At 42.0% G+C, this 17,332-nt stretch carries 17 protein-coding genes; 14 read left to right on the forward strand and 3 right to left on the reverse strand.

Annotated features, from left to right (window positions below; all coding sequences use genetic code 11):
• A complete protein-coding gene (locus GLV98_RS15205; RefSeq protein ID WP_160916737.1) occupies positions 1 to 1,362 on the forward strand; it encodes a murein hydrolase activator EnvC family protein in 1,362 nt (453 codons plus the stop codon).
• 227 nt (positions 1,363 to 1,589) lie between these two features.
• On the opposite strand, the gene GLV98_RS20405 is transcribed toward GLV98_RS15205, so the two are convergent.
• A complete protein-coding gene (locus GLV98_RS20405) occupies positions 1,590 to 1,733 on the reverse strand; it encodes a hypothetical protein (RefSeq protein ID WP_423785015.1) in 144 nt (47 codons plus the stop codon).
• 800 nt (positions 1,734 to 2,533) lie between these two features.
• Between GLV98_RS20405 and GLV98_RS15210 the strand changes: the two genes are divergently transcribed.
• The 5 genes from GLV98_RS15210 (at position 2,534) to GLV98_RS15230 (ending at position 7,881) form a co-directional block, all read left to right on the forward strand.
• Positions 2,534 to 3,496, forward strand: a complete 963-nt coding sequence (locus GLV98_RS15210) for a S8 family peptidase (RefSeq protein ID WP_272917306.1) — start codon at positions 2,534 to 2,536, stop codon at positions 3,494 to 3,496.
• Positions 3,497 to 3,897: 401 nt separating this feature from the next.
• Positions 3,898 to 5,085, forward strand: coding sequence for a ParM/StbA family protein (locus GLV98_RS15215; protein ID WP_146814793.1), 1,188 nt, complete (start codon positions 3,898 to 3,900; stop codon positions 5,083 to 5,085).
• Positions 5,086 to 5,094: 9 nt separating this feature from the next.
• Positions 5,095 to 5,694, forward strand: a complete 600-nt coding sequence (locus GLV98_RS15220; protein ID WP_160916741.1) for a hypothetical protein — start codon at positions 5,095 to 5,097, stop codon at positions 5,692 to 5,694.
• A gap of 136 nt (positions 5,695 to 5,830) precedes the next feature.
• Positions 5,831 to 6,523, forward strand: coding sequence for an ABC transporter ATP-binding protein (locus tag GLV98_RS15225; RefSeq protein WP_160916743.1), 693 nt, complete (start codon positions 5,831 to 5,833; stop codon positions 6,521 to 6,523).
• Positions 6,520 to 7,881: a hypothetical protein gene (locus GLV98_RS15230; protein WP_160916746.1), complete on the forward strand. Its 1,362-nt coding sequence runs from the start codon at positions 6,520 to 6,522 to the stop codon at positions 7,879 to 7,881. Before GLV98_RS15225 ends, GLV98_RS15230 begins: the two co-directional genes overlap by 4 nt.
• A gap of 28 nt (positions 7,882 to 7,909) precedes the next feature.
• Here GLV98_RS15230 and GLV98_RS15235 read toward each other — a convergent pair whose 3' ends face one another.
• Positions 7,910 to 8,158, reverse strand: a complete 249-nt coding sequence (locus GLV98_RS15235) for a DNA alkylation repair protein (RefSeq protein WP_089654664.1) — start codon at positions 8,156 to 8,158, stop codon at positions 7,910 to 7,912.
• 143 nt (positions 8,159 to 8,301) lie between these two features.
• Between GLV98_RS15235 and GLV98_RS15240 the strand changes: the two genes are divergently transcribed.
• The 7 genes from GLV98_RS15240 to GLV98_RS15270 all read left to right on the forward strand — a co-directional run bounded on the left by GLV98_RS15240 (position 8,302) and on the right by GLV98_RS15270 (position 14,274).
• The gene (locus GLV98_RS15240) at positions 8,302 to 8,904 is read left to right on the forward strand and encodes a hypothetical protein (RefSeq protein ID WP_160916748.1); all 603 of its coding nucleotides are present in this window, start codon (positions 8,302 to 8,304) and stop codon (positions 8,902 to 8,904) included.
• Positions 8,882 to 9,538 carry a response regulator gene (locus tag GLV98_RS15245; RefSeq protein ID WP_160916750.1) on the forward strand — a complete coding sequence of 219 codons (657 nt, stop codon included), beginning with the start codon at positions 8,882 to 8,884 and terminating at the stop codon, positions 9,536 to 9,538. Before GLV98_RS15240 ends, GLV98_RS15245 begins: the two co-directional genes overlap by 23 nt.
• A 13-nt stretch (positions 9,539 to 9,551) precedes the next feature.
• A complete protein-coding gene (locus GLV98_RS15250; protein WP_160916752.1) occupies positions 9,552 to 9,983 on the forward strand; it encodes a hypothetical protein in 432 nt (143 codons plus the stop codon).
• Positions 9,980 to 11,317: a PAS domain-containing sensor histidine kinase gene (locus GLV98_RS15255; RefSeq protein ID WP_160916754.1), complete on the forward strand. Its 1,338-nt coding sequence runs from the start codon at positions 9,980 to 9,982 to the stop codon at positions 11,315 to 11,317. The genes GLV98_RS15250 and GLV98_RS15255 overlap by 4 nt, the downstream gene beginning before the upstream one ends.
• A gap of 696 nt (positions 11,318 to 12,013) precedes the next feature.
• Complete coding sequence (locus GLV98_RS15260) at positions 12,014 to 12,133, forward strand: cytochrome C oxidase subunit II (protein ID WP_202410076.1); 120 nt, start codon at positions 12,014 to 12,016, stop codon at positions 12,131 to 12,133.
• Between the two features lie 12 nt (positions 12,134 to 12,145).
• The gene (locus GLV98_RS15265; RefSeq protein ID WP_160916758.1) at positions 12,146 to 12,619 is read left to right on the forward strand and encodes a cytochrome c oxidase subunit II; all 474 of its coding nucleotides are present in this window, start codon (positions 12,146 to 12,148) and stop codon (positions 12,617 to 12,619) included.
• Positions 12,616 to 14,274, forward strand: a complete 1,659-nt coding sequence (locus GLV98_RS15270) for a b(o/a)3-type cytochrome-c oxidase subunit 1 (protein ID WP_160916760.1) — start codon at positions 12,616 to 12,618, stop codon at positions 14,272 to 14,274. The genes GLV98_RS15265 and GLV98_RS15270 overlap by 4 nt, the downstream gene beginning before the upstream one ends.
• Positions 14,275 to 14,436: 162 nt before the next feature.
• Here GLV98_RS15270 and GLV98_RS15275 read toward each other — a convergent pair whose 3' ends face one another.
• Positions 14,437 to 14,940, reverse strand: coding sequence for a biotin transporter BioY (locus tag GLV98_RS15275; protein ID WP_160916778.1), 504 nt, complete (start codon positions 14,938 to 14,940; stop codon positions 14,437 to 14,439).
• A gap of 327 nt (positions 14,941 to 15,267) precedes the next feature.
• Here GLV98_RS15275 and GLV98_RS15280 point away from each other — a divergent pair, with 327 nt between their 5' ends.
• Positions 15,268 to 17,184 (forward strand): LTA synthase family protein, encoded by a 1,917-nt coding sequence (locus GLV98_RS15280; protein ID WP_160916762.1) that lies wholly within the window; start codon positions 15,268 to 15,270, stop codon positions 17,182 to 17,184.
• The last annotated feature ends 148 nt before the right edge of the window (positions 17,185 to 17,332 follow it).

A 17,332-nucleotide genomic window follows, 5' to 3' on the forward strand; every position in this document is an offset into this window, starting at 1 on the left:
TTGAAGTTGAGAGTCTTAGTAGCCGCTCTGACCGTCAGTCTTATTCTATCCGGTTTTCCACTCTATTCTAATACAGTCACCGCAGAAACGAATCAGGATAAATTAGAGGATAACCGCGCCAAGCAGTCTGAAATCGAAAAAGAGAAACAAGAAAAGCAAGAAGAAATTGAAAAGCTTCAACAACAACAAGAAGAAGTAAACGCAGAAATCGCACAGTTGGACAAACAAGTGATGGAAGCGATGGACAAGATTGAAACGAAAGAAAATGAAATTGCGCAAACAAGAGAAAACATCGAGCAATTAAAAGCAGACATTGCTGAACTCGAAAAAAGAATTGCCGAACGAGATGAACTTTTAAAGGACCGTGTGAAATCGATGCACCAAAACGGTGGAGCGATTGATTACCTTGATGTCCTTATGGGCGCTGAAAGCTTCGGGAACTTCTTGGAGCGTGTTATGAGTCTGAACACGATTGCCACACAAGATAAAGAAATTCTAGAGCAGCATAAAGCGGATAAAGAAGAAGTAGAAAAGAAAAAAGCTCAGGTTGAAGAAGAATTAGCATCCCTCGAGCAAAAGCTAGAAGAATTAGAAGCTTTGAAACAAGAACTCGATCAGAAGAAACAAGAGAAGAACGAATTGATGGAGAGTCTTGAACGAGATGAAGAGCTTGCACATAACCATGTGATGGACATTGAAGAAGAACAGGAAACCCTTGCTGCGCAGGAAGCTGCGATCCAGAAGGAAATTGAACGTGAACGTGAAAGAAAGCGTAAAGCGGAAGAAGAAGCTAGAAAGAGAGCAGCGGAAAAAGCTGCGGCCGAAAAAGCAGCTGCTGAAAAGAAAGCAAGTGCTTCGAACACAAGCAGCAATAACACAAGCTCTAGTTCTAGCTCAAGCTCAAGCCCGAGTTCCTCAAGTGATTCTTCCTCTTCGAATAGTGGAGCGCTATTCAGTTGGCCTGCAAATGCAGGAGTCACTTCTGAGTTTGATCGCAACCGTATCCATCCGATTACAGGAGTACCAAAGTTGCACTCAGGAATTGACTTAGCTGGTGGAGGAACCATTCCGATTCGTGCTGCAGCAGAAGGAACAGTCATTCGTGCCAATTACTCATCTAGCTACGGGAATGTAGTGATGATATCCCACCGTATGAATGGACAAACGTTCACGACGGTATATGCTCATATGAGAAGCACACCTGCCGTATCTGCAGGTCAATCTGTGTCTAGAGGTCAGTTCCTTGGAAATATGGGAAGCACAGGAGATTCTACAGGCCAGCACCTTCACTTTGAAATCCATGAAGGAAGCTGGAACGGAGCCCGTTCTAATTCTGTAAACCCACGTAAATACTTGCCATAAGTTGAAAGAAACCGATGGGAAATCGAAAAGATTTCCCATCGGTTTTTTTGTTTATTTGCTGTTCTCCTTGAATGTAGCTTACCACCTACGCGTGTAAGTATGGAAAGGGTGTTTATCCAGATATCACTTAAGTACAGCTTGAACAATCAGTCGATGAGTCGGATTTGGGATAGGATTATAAGTAATTAATGTAACGGAGGATCGATTTTTATCCTTCTTTAACACACTTATATCATTGGGAGTAACAAGGAATTTTTCCGGACCTCATATTCATAAGAATCACTAGGACTCATGAGGACAATGTTTGATCCTTTTTGGACTTCATCAAGGCTTTTGAACAACTTACCTTCTCTGTAGCCCCTGTGTGCCACAAAAGCTATTCTCCTTTGCTCTCAGGGTCTAATGAATTGATTCATCATTCCTACTCCGTAAGATAAGGTTTCTGTCGTCACTTCTACAAACACAGGAAGTCTCAATTCGAACTCATGAATATCAAGAGTAGCTATACTCAGTAATTCCTGTGTAGATTTTGTTAATGGGGGAGGAATTTTCTAATAAGTTATTCACATGTGAATAACTTTACGTGATTTTATTAGGTGAAATTGCAGCTTCCACAATTCCTTTATTAAAGTTTTCTATCATCTTATTTTGTTGGTGAGCGATGTACAGGTCTCCCATTTGAGGGTTCAGAAGCAAAGCAATACCGGTGAGAATGAAAAAGCAGGCGAACCACTTTAAAAAACCGCCTTATTATCAATATAAGTTTGAATAACTTTCTTTTTAAGTGGGTTAGTAACATGAGAATGTACGGGAAGAGGTGCTGAATGGGTGAGATCTTCGTTGCAAATAGGACAATCCCAGGGCCCTTTATTACTACTACTGTAAGATGCTCTATGACAACGTGTACACAACTTCTTTATCACGATATATCCTCCTCTAATAGGCATTTTTTGTTCTATATAGAGAATAATTATTAACTATTATACCTCAGTCCACGCACATAACAAGCATTATTAAGAACATTCGTTCATTATGTCTTACAGTATGTCGTATATAAGTCCTCTTTTTCCTAATATTGTGAACGTAACATACGTTCGGTGTTATAATTAAGGAAGATCGTTCTACATGACCAGTCTTCCAGCTAGTAGTTCACAAATGAAGGAGGAAGATGATGAATCGAATGAAACTGATTCCTTACAGAATGGATGCTATTTTGGATACGACGAATGAAGTCCCTAAAGGTGTGCATATGGTGGAGGCTCAAAGTCTATGGGACGAGACGCGTCAAGGGGAGAGCAGTGTTATAGCTGTCATTGATACCGGGTGTCAATGTGATCATCCAGATTTACAAGGGCAGATCGTAGGCGGACGAAACTTTACAGATGATTATGATGGAGATCCTGAAAATTATCAAGATAATAACGGACACGGGACCCACGTAGCAGGGACCATTGCAGCTAAAGAAGATGGAAAAGGCGTCGTTGGAGTTGCGCCTCAAGCGAAGCTTCTTATTCTTAAGGTGCTCTCTGAAGAGGGGAGTGGTCAATATCAGTGGATTACTGATGCTATTGATTATGCGGTTCAATGGAGAGGGGAGAACAACGAGCGTGTTCGAGTGATCTCTATGTCCCTTGGAGGACCGGATGATTCGCCAGATCTAAAAAAATCGATACTGAATGCCATTTCTGAAGGAGTTTCTGTGGTGTGTGCTGCAGGGAATGAAGGAGATGGACGGGAAGATACGATGGAATATGCTTATCCTGGCGCTTATAATGAAGTCATTCAAGTAGGGGCAGTGGATGAGAGTCGACGGCTGGCCACATTTACAAATACGAATGACCAAATTGATCTTGTTGCTCCTGGTGTGAATATCCTCTCCACCTATCTTGAAGGTAAATATGCTCGCTTATCAGGTACTTCTATGGCGACTCCACATGTTTCGGGTGGTCTTGCCTTAATCATTCCTTTAGTAGAGGCTCAATTCCAAAGGAGAATGTCCGAATCTGAAGTGTTTTCACAATTGATCAAACGCACAACTCCACTAGGTCATTCTAAAACAGCTGAAGGAAACGGACTAATGACCTTAGCACTGACAAAAAAATTAGAAGAATTATTTAGCACCTACATCACATAACTATATATTTTAAAAAGAGAGGTCTTGTACCTCTCTTTTTTTGTGCAAACCAAGCCCATCTTTTAGAAACCGAGCAAAAAGCTAAGTCCGTGATTTTGTGTCGATAATAGCAAAATATTGGCATTATGTGGTTTGTGTACATTTTTGAATACAAGTGTACAAAAATGATTACTTGCACACAATATTGTATTCAAGACGTTTGCGATTATGTTTACATGTTTACAATCATGCACACATCTCTTTATATAGGGTTGTGTGCACTTTTGTATGCATGTACACGATATTATGTACAAGTACACAATTATGAACACGTAAAAAGGCGCATTGACTATTTTCTGATTGTTTAATAGATTTAGAGTAAGGTGAGGTCAAATCTAGTAAAAGAAAAGGAGAGCTGTGTAATGACGAAATCTAGAATTGCAGCTGTTGATGTTGGTAACGATGCCGTGAAGGCGAACTTTGGAAAATTGGAATCTTCTTTATATATTCCTAACGTGGTCGCTAGGGACCTTGAGGACCGTCCGGTTATCGGAATTGAAGATCTAGATGATAAGGATCCACTCGATAATCTACATATTCGAGTGCATTCCCCTGCTTTACGTGAGAACAATGCCATTTATCGTGTGGGGAATTTAGCTACGAAGACGACAAACTCTGCGGAGTTGGATCCTGGAAGTTATAAATCAGAGGAAGATCAAACATTAATCATGCTGTTTGCATCTCTAGCTATGGACGCTGTCACTGGAAAGGATGCGCAATCAGCTAAAAACAATGTGATTGAAGCGAACTATACACTTGGCACAGGATTGCCATTACGTGAAGTAAAAGAAGGAAAAGATGTGGGTTACCGCTCCCAACTTCTTGGCTCTGTACACCAGGTAGAGTTCTTAGTCACTCCTAAATATCAAGGAATGAAAGTGAACATCAAGTTTGATGAGGTCAAAGTTTATCCAGAAGGATTTGCTGCTTATGTAAACCTTGTCATGGATAATGATCTGAACATTATTAATAAAGAATTGGTAGATAAACAGATCCTGATCCAAGACATCGGTGGTCTTTCTACGGATATCGCCGTTATTAGAAACCGTAACGTGGATGATGACAAGGCTCAGGGATTTAACTTGGGAGTGTCTGAATCATTGGAGATGATCCGAGACGAGATCCTTACGAAGCATGGAGTTGAATTAGACAGCCGTCGTGACGTCGTTGATATCATCACGCGTAAAAATGATCGCCATCACATTATGGTTCGAGGAAGCCGTACAAATGTGCATGACATTACGGATCGCATTTTACTGGAACTGGCGAAGAAACAATATCGTTATTTGAGAAATGTATGGCAGAAGAACTCCCAGTCTGAAATCTGCTACTTCGTAGGTGGCGGTTCAGCTGTATTGAAAGACTATATTAAGACTTTGAACAATAAACTGGATGGCTTTAACATTGAATTCTTTGAAGATGAGAATGAGAGCATTTGGATGATGGCCAATGCTTATTATAAGCTCATTTCTGACTATATCCGCAAGAATTCGAAGTTAGAAGACAAGTCCAATAAAAAAGTAGAACAAAAAGCCGGATCTTCTAAGTAAGGTGATTGGATGAGTTCTTCTAGAAAAAGTGTGGAGAGGGGCCAATCGATTACGTTCCGGGTCCCCTCGGACACACCGGATCATTTATTAAAACAGCTGTCCCAGTTAAAAGAGAAGGAACGTAGAAACTTTTCAAGTAAAATTGCTCAGTTCGTCCTTGAGGGAGTCAATCAGTCCTTTACGAAAGAAAAGGAAACCGTGACCATTCCGCTTCCGAAAGCTCTTACGAAAGAGCAAAAAAGTTGGATTAAACATGAACATTCAGAAGCTCTTATCGGCAGCATCCTTTATCAGCTCATGATGGATCCTGTCAGGGCAACAACTTTACTTGCATCGTTAAATAGCAATGCGTATAACATTGATGATGCGCTGTATCTTCAGGAAGAGGCGGCTACAGAGGAAGAAGCTCCAATTCCGACAATAATCGAATCGGAGAAGGAGAAAGCTGTGATGCCAGAAACCCCTCTCGATGTAGACGGGGATGATGATTTGGATGATTTGGACCTAGACAATCTCCAAGCTGATTTTCAGGAACAACGAGAAGAAGATGTTCAGGAAGAAGATGACGATGACTTGCTCGGTGACTTTTTATCAAGAATGAATAAATGATCATAAGCCCCTCGTATAAGCGGAGAGGGCTTATTTTTATTGAGAAATTTCACATACCAACAATTTGATTTGGATAAAAATTGAAACGATCCACTGCCTATACTCGTATATAAATCAAATAAATGGAGGTGTTGGAATGGAAGTGGTATTGGAGGTCAAGAATTGCAATGTCGATATCCAAAAAGAAAGAATCTTGAGGGATATTAGTTTTCATGTGAAAAGAAATGAAATCATGGCATTGGTTGGTCATAATGGGGCTGGAAAGTCCACGCTGATGAAAACAATGATCGGCTCAAGGGAAAAAATCACTGGAACTTTATCTATTGCTGGAAATGATCAGGACGCGCAATATAAATCGTATAAAAGGAATTTTACATATATACCGGAAGAGCCACTTTTGTTCAACGAATTAACGGTCTACCACCACTTTAAACTTTATCAGAAGAGTTATTCTGTTCCTGAGGATGTTTTTGAAAGCCGAGTACAAACCTATACCCAAGGGTTTGAATTGAAGGATAAGCTGGACGAATATCCGGAAGCTTTATCTAAAGGGATGCGGCAGAAAGTCCAGACGATTTGTGCTCTCATTCCTGATGTCCCTGTTTTATTCATTGATGAACCGTTCATGGGACTGGATGTGTATGCAGGACGTTTCCTTGAGGAAGAGTTAATAAGGAAAAAAGTGCAGGGGGCATGTATCGTATTGACCACCCATCAACTCGAGAAGGTTTCAGAACTTGCGAATCGCTACGTCATGCTCGTCGAGGGTGAAGTCGCTTCCTCAGGGGATGTGTCAGAATTTCACGAATTGGAAAGAAGGTCGACATGATGGAGCCTATGACGACATATTCGGTATATAAATGGCTGAGAAAGAAAAGAAGGAAGAAAAAGTTCGACCTTTATAAACAGACTTACCATATGGTTGTTGATCCCGTCATGGTTTTTTATAGCGGATTGTTCGTCATCTTTTGCTTGTTCATCGGTTATGACTGGCTGCAACAGTTAATCACTCTTTTAGATGGAAGGGGGACGTTCATAGCTCCTTACGCTTTTTTTCTTCCTTTATTGGCAATCATAAGTGCGTCTGTTGCTTCTTTTACAGACCCCGGTCTCCGTTTTACATCTTCAGAACTCCAGCTTAGTTTTTTGCCTCACTCAAGAAAATGGCTGCTCACCTATTTGTTTTTAGAAAAGTACATCGTTCAACTCCTGATTATCATGGTTGTCCCTCTTCCATTTGCACTTGTCTTAATGTCGTGGGAGTCAGCCGTTACATGGGTATCGCTTCTCCTTATAAGTTATCCATTGTCTTTATGGATGCAGTGGAAACTGTTTTCCATGTCTTCTGTTTATAAAATGAGTGTTTTTTTATTCAGCGCAGCTTTTTCAGTATTATTTTTCCTTGGTTTTCCTGTCCTGCTCCTCTACTTAGGCTTATCCGTGATCGTTTTAGTTTGTTTTATTCGTAAAGAAGAGGTGGACTGGGGGAGGGTTATCGATATCAATGATGCCCGTGTGTGGAACATGTGGTTAGTCGGCTATTTCACCGAGGTGAATATTAAGCCGCCAAAAAGGTTCGGGATTACCAAGTCGATTTGGAAAAAGAAGAGAGGGCGTCATTATTCTGCCCAACACCTGTATGGACGGATATGGACCGGTTATCTTCAAAAGTCCGCAGATGTAGTCTGGAAAACGATCCCGACGGTTTGTTTAATTATTCTTGTCATTCCGATGAGGGTCGATTGGATGTTAATGTTCACGCTGCCCATTGCTATTGTTGTTTATCATGAAGTAGCAGGAGGGCTCTTTTCAGATGTGGAAGGTGTTTTCCATCCCCTCCCGATCGAAGAGGAAAGCTGTAAAAACAGCTATTTAAAATGGGCGTATATCGGGTTACTACCGGTTTTCATATCATTTATCAGTATCCAAACCGTTCTTGGGGAATCATTAGTAGCTATTGGGATGCAATTGATCGCAATCATCTTACTCGTTTATGTAGATCTTGCCCGGGTCATTGACGAACGATTGATGATGGTCCAAAAGGAAAATTTCTACCGTGAGGAGTGGAGAAGGGTGGCAGGTTTAATTCTTCTTGGGGCGGGAGTATATCACCCTTTGTTCTTACTTGGGGTTCCACTTGTTGTTTTCAAGATTGGGCGTTCGACTCTGAAAGAATTGATTTCATAAAAAAGACCCTCTGGTTCATCACAGAGGATCAGTCTAAGCGATTATGCTCAGCGAAAGCGATAAAAGATTTTTCATCTTCAATTAAACCACATGCTCCGCACTGTACTTTTACTTGCGGCCCTTTGTAGGCCATGTGAAAAGGATCCATATTTTCTGAAGAGTAACTCTCATCGGGTTCACCTGTTCTTGGATTCATTTTTACAGCTTTCGCTTCCTGTTCGATTAGATTAAATCGAGAGCGGTTGGTTTTACAGTTGGGACATAAATAAGGTTGCATGTCTGTCCACCTCCATTCTTACGTTCCCCATGTTCCGAAAAATTATGAACAGGACTGTGAAAATCAGGGAATGCCCTAATATCCGTTCTGTCCTTTTGAAGGTATGATGATAGTAAGATTACGTGTGGTCGAGGTGAAGAAGAATGAAAGAGACAATGAAAACTCCAGCGGGTGAAATCATCCATATGTATGAAACCATGTTACATGATTTATCTTATGATCTTCATGAAAGGTACAGTCACCTTTTGACAGGACTGCTTCATCAATTGGAGCAGGAGGGAGGTTCATCCAAATCTGCTCTTTTGTTAACTCATATTATTGATGATATGAGAAGTAAATCGAATGAGTCTACCCCCCTGTCCCTTGCTGAAAGGGGAGCGATACCTGCCATAAAACAATTTAGTAAAGAAATAGAAAACCGGTTTGGCGTAACAGTAAGGCTTTTAACTGAAAGAGGAACATTTTATATGGATTCACGGATTTTATTCCGGATGGTTCAACAAACCATTCTCTTAATCGTTGAGAAGGCGGATACCAATGCCATCGACATCCATATAAAAGAAGAGTCGGTATCGTTCCAATTCCTTTCCCCACATGAACAGATGGATGTGGATGAAAAAGGTTTTCTTCGTTTTATACAGAAAAGAACAGGTATGGAATTAAAAATTGAATCTAGATCAGGGCAGTGGTTCTGGATCTATTTAAAGAAGAGGGGGTATGAGGGTGATTTCCATCGTGATCGTTGATGACCATGCTGTCGTCCGTTCTGGATTGAAGATGCTCCTGAATGCAGTGGGTGATTTTGAAGTTGCAGGTGAAGCCTCAGAGGGGGATGAAGCTTTTGCTCAAGTAGAGGAAAAGCGTCCCAACGTCGTTTTGATGGATTTGTCCATGCCGCACGGAAAAGATGGGTTATCGGCAACATCAGAAATAAAGAAACAATTTCCTGATACGCACATCCTTATTCTAACGATGCATGATGATGAAGAGTACTTGTTTCGGGCGATAGAACTTGGGGCATCCGGCTGCATATTAAAGAATGCTCCTCATGAAGAACTATTAAAAGCCATCCGCCAAGTAGCTGAAGGGGATGCATATTTGTATCCATCAGCGACGAAACGGTTGATGGAAGACTATATGAAAAAATTGAAAAACGGAAAGACATCGGATTCTTATCGTTTGTTGACGGACAGGGAACGGGAAGTGTTAGCCTTGGTCGCGAAAGGATTTGCTAACAAAGATATTGCCGAAAAACTAGTCATCAGTGTCAAAACGGTCGAAGCTCATAAAGCGCATGTAATGGAAAAGTTACAGCTTAAAACCCGGCCGGAATTGGTGGAGTATGCGTGGAAGAAAGGGTTACTTGGATATTCTTTATAAAGGGGTTGAACGCGTGAGGCGATCGTTAGAAGAGTTATGTGCAAATGTTGCTGCAGATACAGATGCATCCTTAGTTGCCATTGCGGAGTTTCATCCCCCATCCAAGGGGGTCAGGTGGACATATGCCGATCGCCCGCTGAATGACCGGTATAAGCGAATGAATGTCATGTACGGAAAAGGGGTAGCAGGCAGGGTTTTACAAACAGGGACAGCTTTCAGGTGCGAAAATGTTGCCGAATTACCATTGCCGCTCAGAGAGTATCCTATTGTATTATCTGAAAAAATAAGTGCCTTTGTAGCGCTTCCGGTCGCCACTTCTTCTCTATTCGGTGCTGTTCTTTTCATCGCTTATCGTTCATCTCATGCTTTACCGGACAAGGGAATGTGTGACCGGTTGGCATCTTATATTCAAACTTATTTTCAAGAAAGGGAGGCGGTGGAATGAATAAAGGAACGCTCTCACCTATCCTTCCCGGCCGCAGGGAAGGGTTTTTGATAGTAAGAGAAGATGGCGTTGTTACGTGCTTCAATGGTCGAGCTGAGGATTTATTTCAACGGAGGGGGGAGAAAGCAAGGCTGGAAGATTTGTTTCTTCACCTGTCCCTCGACGATTTACATAGCTGTGAAAAAGGCGTTCTTTTGGAGCATTATATTACGCCGGATGGGGAGAATCCTTCACCGGTTTTCTTAGTTGTTCACGATTCGATGGTCACAGATACGCGCTACTTTTATATTACGATTCAAAACCTTGCAGAAAGAAGCACCATTGATCGCGAAAGTTACGAACCATTCAAAGAGTTACTTGATATCAAGTATGCGTTAGATGAGTCTTCCATTGTCGCTCTTACGGACAAGAGGGGAAGAATAAGATATGTAAACAAAAAATTCTCAGAAATATCGAAGTACGACGTGGAAGAATTAATTGGTAAGGATCACCGAATCTTAAACTCCGGGTACCATTCAAAAGAATTTTTCAAGGAGCTGTGGCGTACGATTGGCACAGGCCACGTATGGAAAGGAGAAATCCGGAATAAAGCAAAAGACGGCTCTTTTTATTGGGTAGATACAACGATTGTCCCTTTTCTAGATGAAAACGGAAAGCCCTATCAATATTTAGCCATCCGAAATGAAATCACGGAACGAAAGCGTGTGGAACAAGAGCTCCAACATATGATGACAAAGATCATCGATGTACAGGAAAATGAACGGAAGCATGTATCGAGAGAACTGCATGACGGCATTGGCCAGGAGTTATACAGCCTGCTTATAACCGTTCAAAGGTTGGATAAAGAATATACGCACCCATTGATTGACCAGATGACCACAGATATCAGCCACTTGATTCAAAGTGTAAGGGATATGTCCTGGGAACTCAGACCGTCCGCGTTAGATGAACTCGGACTGATGCCTGCCGTACGCTCGTTTATCAATCGTCTAGAGAAGTCTTATGGATTGAATGTAACGTTTCAATCAGAGATCCGCTGCCGCTTGTCTCCTGATGTAGAAACAAGCATTTACCGAATCATCCAGGAAGCGTTGACTAATGTAAGGAAATACGCAGATGTAGAGGCAGCGAATGTTCTGATAAAAGAGGGAGAAAGCGGTCTTTTTATTGAGATATCCGATAAAGGAAACGGGTTCTCCGTTGGTCGCAACAATAAAGGTGTAGGATTGTTCAGCATGGAAGAAAGGGCCCGTGCCGTTGGTGGTTCACTCTCCATCACATCAGCCGAAAACAAAGGCACCACAATCAAAGTGAAGATCCCCCTAGAAGTCTGATTCTGATCAGGCTTCTTTTTTTATGAAAATTCATTCACCAATATGGCAGGATTGTTGAAAACTCAGTTTCGAGGTGTTTCCGGGGTTCGTTGCTGTGTTGGGGGTCAGGGGTTGCTGGGAAGCTACTCGCTTTCCTGCGGGGATGACGACAACCATTCCCGCGGGAGTCTCGCAGCTTCCCAACTACCCCATTCAAAAGATATATAAACGACCTCCTATACTTAGGAGAAGCGTCTTCCATCTTCCTTTTGTGCAGTAGTCACATAGCGAGCTGTAACAGCACTTCAATGGGGATTCCACAGACTTCTGCATTTTGACAGAACTTGGAAACTCCGCTGTTTGTGGGAATGGTTTCGAGAGACTGATATGGCAAAGGGGCGGAGGGGAATGGCGAGACTCCTGTGGGAAAAAAGTGCATGGTGAGACCCCGCAGAGCGGAGCTCGAGGAGTCTCACCGCGCTCCCGCGGAAAGTGAGCTATTCCTCGCAGCCCCATCCACTCAACAAATGTCTCGAAACTAAGTCTTCCACAATCGGGAGCGTTTGTGCAATGAGGTGGTTGTGCGATTTTATTGTGCTGATTAATGGAATAGGGGATTTCACTTTTTAAGATGAGGGGATTCCCCAATATTTTAATTTCACTGTGCTCGATACAATAAAAGTAGATCAAATGAAGGGGATAGGGGGCGGAATGGTTATGAAAAAACACGAAGATCAAACAGACCTTAAGGGGACGCTTGTGAGTGTTCTGGCCGTTGGGGCCATCATAATATTCATGTGGGTGAGCGTTTACTTTTTATATATCCAGAGGTTATAGGAGGGGAAGGGCATGCATTTACACAAATACGAAAAAATTTGGCTTATTTTTGGAATCATGGCATTGATTATCTTTTTATCTGTGGTTGGCGTCAGTGCCTTCCATCAGGGACATACACCTTCGGGAGGACATATGAAGATCGATCCCGATAAGGTTTCTGAAACGGCACCCTTCGATCAACCGGGAGTACATGAAAAAGAGGATGGCACCTATGAAGTAGTTATGGTGGGAAAAGCTTTTGGGTACGATCCTGGAAAGGTTCAAGTACCTGCTGGTAAAGAGATCATGTTTACGGTTACAAGTTCAGATGTCGTTCACAGCTTTTCCGTCGTAGGAACAAACGTGAACATGATGGTCGTGCCAGGGGAGATCAACCATAAAAAGCATACATTCCAAGAACCTGGTACGTACCTTGTCATTTGTAATGAATATTGTGGGTCCGGCCACCATTTTATGAGTACAGAAATCGAGGTGATTGAACAATGATAATCGGACAAATAGCAAAGGGAGAAAGGAAACTTGCTCTCGCGAACTTAGGTTTTGCTTATGCAGCATTTTTAATAGGGACCCTTTGTGGTCTGCTTCAGGTCTTCATAAGGAATGATGCTCTTACATTACCCGGATGGTTGGATTATTACCAAGTGTTAACGGCTCACGGGCTTTTGCTCGCTATCGTCTTCACGACATTTTTCATTTTTGCCTTTTTCCAGGCGGGGATGAGTCGCGCGCTTGGGTCGTTCGGTCCTAAAGTCCTTCTATGGAATTGGATCGGTTTTATTGTTACCTCTTTAGGAACCCTTTTGGTCGTCATCATGGTGATCGGAGGCCAGGCTTCTGTCCTTTATACCTTTTATGCTCCTTTACAGGCTCACGGCCTGTTTTATGTAGGCCTCGCCTTATTTGTGATCGGTACATGGATTCAGGGATTTGCTTTAATCGGTCACTACCGGGTGTGGAGAAAACAGAATAAAGGACAGCTCAGTCCGTTATTTGCTTTCATGACGGTGGCTACGATTATCTTGTGGGTCATCGCCTGTCTTGGGGTTGTGGCAGCTGTTCTGTTTCAATTCATTCCGTGGGCATTCGGCATGGTAGACGGAATTAACGTAGAATTGAGCCGTTCTTTGTTCTGGTATTTCGGTCACCCGCTTGTGTACTTCTGGTTATTGCCGGCATATATGGCCTGGTATGTAATCGTACCGAAAATTCTTGGAACAAAAGTTTTCAGTGATTCACTTGTCAGGTTGTCTTTCGTCCTATTTATTCTTTTCTCGATCCCTGTCGGTTTTCACCATCAGTTGACAGAGCCGGGGATTGCAAGCTTCTGGAAGTTTCTACAAACCGTGTTGACGTTTATGGTCATCATTCCATCTCTGATGACAGCCTTCTCTATGTTTGCAACATTCGAGTTGCGGGGCAGGGAACTTGGAGGGAAAGGTTTGTTTGGTTGGTTCCGTAAGCTGCCATGGAAGGATGTTCGATTTACTTCTATCTTTATCGCCATGGCTTTCTTCATCCCTGGAGGAGCCGGTGGAATCATCAATGCAAGCTTCCAAATGAATGAAGTGATCCACAACACACTGTGGGTCGTAGGGCACTTTCATATTACGGTGGGGACACCAGTAGCGATGACTTTCTTCGGTTTAACGTTTTGGTTGATCCCTTACTTGACCGGAAGAAGGTTTACAAAGGCTCTACAAAAGCTCGCCTTTATTCAAATCATTTCATGGTCGGTGGGAATGCTTCTCATGAGTACGGCCCAGCATGTATTGGGGTTGATGGGAGCACCTAGACGTACCGCCTATACAGGTTATGCGCATGATGATGCACTTGCGTGGTTTGATGGTATTTTGTCCAATCATGTGACGATGGCTGTCGGTGGCTCTATTCTCTTTCTGTCGGCCTCATTACTGATATTCATTGTCATTCAACTGTGGTGGATAGCGCCTAAGGCCGACGTTCATCAAGTAGAATCTTTTCCGATCGCATCTAGTGATGCTTCTGCTACCCCGAAATTTCTAGAAAATTGGAAGATTTGGATCGGCATCGCTTTTGTACTCATCGCTGTTGCCTACACGATTCCTTTAGCAGATCTCATCCAACACGCGCCGCCGGGTTCAGGAAGGTTCCAAACCTGGTAAGAGAGGAGGGAAAACCATGTCATTCGCATTTGCGTTTACAGTCGCTTGCATTCCTCTATTCATTATTGTTAGTACCATTATCGTAGACTTACAAACGGAAGAATGAAAAAAGAACGTCGTGATCAATCACGGCGTTCTTCTCATTTCCCAGGAAATATGAGATTACGAGGCCACTGGTTGGGGATCTTCTTTAATATATCTTGCCTGAATCAGTCGTTTTCTGACGATGATGCCAATCCAGCTCGCAAGAAATGCTTTAATGAGTCCGACAGCGATAAACGGGTAGACGCCGGCGGCAAGGGCCTGCCCCCATGTCATATCGAGGACAAACTTCAACTGAATTGTTCCACATATTAAAGTAATGATCATACCTGTTACATTTGCAACAATCGCCATGGGTAAGTTGAAAGACGTCTTCTCTAAGATATAACCGGTGATGAAAGCTGTTAAAATGAAACCGAATATGTACCCCCCGGTCGGCCCTGCCAAAACTTGAGCTCCGCCACTGAATCCTGCGAATACAGGAAGTCCAACAGCCCCTAAAGCTGCATAGCCAACCATCGCAACAGCTCCTTGTCTGCTTCCTAGAATAGTAGCTGTGAGCCCAACGGCTAAGGTTTGTCCACTAATTGGCACAATAGGAAGTGGGATTTCAATTTGGGCCATAATTGCGGTCAGTGCGGCAAACAAAGCCCCGTTTACAATGAATCTCAATTTTTTACTTTATGGTGTCATTCTCAACACTCCTTTTTGTTAACCTATTATACATATAAGTTAACATAAAACCTGCGACCTGCGTTAGGAGATTTATATTATTTTTCCTTATATAGGAAAATGGGTGCAAGTATAGGTATTGAGCTTCATTTTTTTCTAACCAATCATTGATATAAACGGTGCAAATGTGTCAGAGTTTTTAAACTATCTATAAGATGGTACAAAAAAGATTTGAGATGAGGTAGAATAGGGTAATGTAAAATTAACGGAGGTTTTACAATGTTTACAAACAATAAATATATCAATAAAAAAACTGGTTTAAAACTACTAGTCTACCTATTTGTTATCGGACTTTTCTGGTTGAAAATGAACTATATACAGACAAGCATTTTTTCACTGAATGTGGAAAATTCGAATGAAGCAAACATTCTGGCATTTAATCCACTCAGCAGTATTTTTCTCATCTTCGGCTTGGGGATCTTGCTTGCCGGACGTCGGGGAATGTTCGTTTCCTATATCTTAGGTTCTATTCTTTTATACGTAAATGTTCTCTTTTATAGAGAATACAATGATTTTATTACGATCCCGATGTTAAACCAGGTGGCGAACCTCGCTGACCTCGGAGGCAGTATCACGACGATTATGAGTCCTGTTGATGCTTTGCTGTTTGTAGATGTTCTCATTGCGGCTTTTCTATTATTCTATTTGAAACCTTCACGCTTCCAGGTCTTCAAGCCGAAGCGCAGAGAAGGAATCGTTCTTGCCATCGTGGCTATTCCTTTGTTCATGATCAACTTACAGTGGGCAGAACAGGAGCGTACGGATCTTCTAGAGCGTACGTTCGACCGTAACATGCTCGTTAAATATATCGGGGTTATCAATTACCATGTCTATGATGTGGTGTTGCAAGGGAAGACCGAGATGAAGAAAACACTCGCGGACAGTAACGAACTTGTACCGGTCATCAACTACTTAAATGAAAATAAATCCGAAGACAGTGACCGTTTAGAAGGTGTCGCAGAAGGTAAAAATGTGATTATGCTTTCTCTTGAAAGTACACAGACATTCGTTGTCGACAATACTTTGCACGGCGAAGAATTGACTCCTTATTTCAATGACCTGAAAGAAGAAGGCATCTACTTTGATAATTTCTATCATCAAGTGAAACAGGGACGTACGTCAGACTCTGAATTTTTGCTTGCAAACTCCATGTATCCATTGAACCGTGGCGCTGTATTCTTCACTCATTCATCGAATGAGTATGAAGGACTTCCAAGTTTACTCGGAGAGAATGGCTATTTTACCAACTCCATGCACGCGAATGATAAAACATTCTGGAACCGTAATGTGATGTATGATTCTCTTGGCTATGACGAATATTTTTCCAAAGAAGATTACACAGTAACTCCAGAAAAATCTCATGGTTGGGGTTACTTGGATGAATATTTCTTTGAGGATTCATTGAACATGATGAAAGAAATGGATAAACCATTCTACTCGAAGATGATTACGTTGACGAACCACTATCCATTCACACTTCCTGAAGAACAAAAGTTCATTGAAGAAGGTGAGACGGGCAGTGGTACATTGAACCGTTATTTCCAAACCATTCGTTATCAGGATGAAGCCTTGAAGAAATTTGTTGAAGACTTCAAGAACTCAGAGCTTTATGATGATACCATTCTCGTCATTTATGGTGATCACTTCGGAATATCTGAAAACCACCAAAAAGCAATGGGCGAGTATTTAGATAAAGAAATCAATGAGTTTGAGCAGTTCCAATTGCAACGTGTTCCAATGTTGATTTACGGAAAAGGAATTGACGCTGAGAAAAACCATACCGTTGGTGGTCAAGTCGATCTTCGTCCAACATTGACGAACTTGTTGGGAATTCAAGATGATAATCCGATTCAATTCGGACACGATCTTCTTGATAAAGATCGTCGTCAATTGATGATCACACGTGATGGTAACTTTGCCAGCGAAGAATATGTTGGTATTCAAGGCACTTGTTATGATCGTGAGACAGGGGAAGAGCTAGAAGCTGACCTTTGTAATGAAGGATTCGAGAAGGCTCAAGAGGAATTGGAGATGTCTGATTCAATCATCTATGGTGACTTACTACGCTACCTGGATGAAACCGAGATGGTCCAAAACGAGAGCAATGAACCGAATCAAAATAAACAAGAACAATAACAAAAAACCCTCTCTCCCTTATTGGAGTGACACAGTTAAATAAGACTCAATAAAACACCTAGGCTGCCATTACTCTGAATTCAATTGGAGTTTGGCAGTTTAGTTTTTTAAATGGTCGACAATAATTATAATAATACATGTACGTTTC

This window comes from Halobacillus litoralis (assembly GCF_009856415.1).
Taxonomy (GTDB): domain Bacteria; phylum Bacillota; class Bacilli; order Bacillales; family Halobacillaceae; genus Halobacillus; species Halobacillus litoralis_C.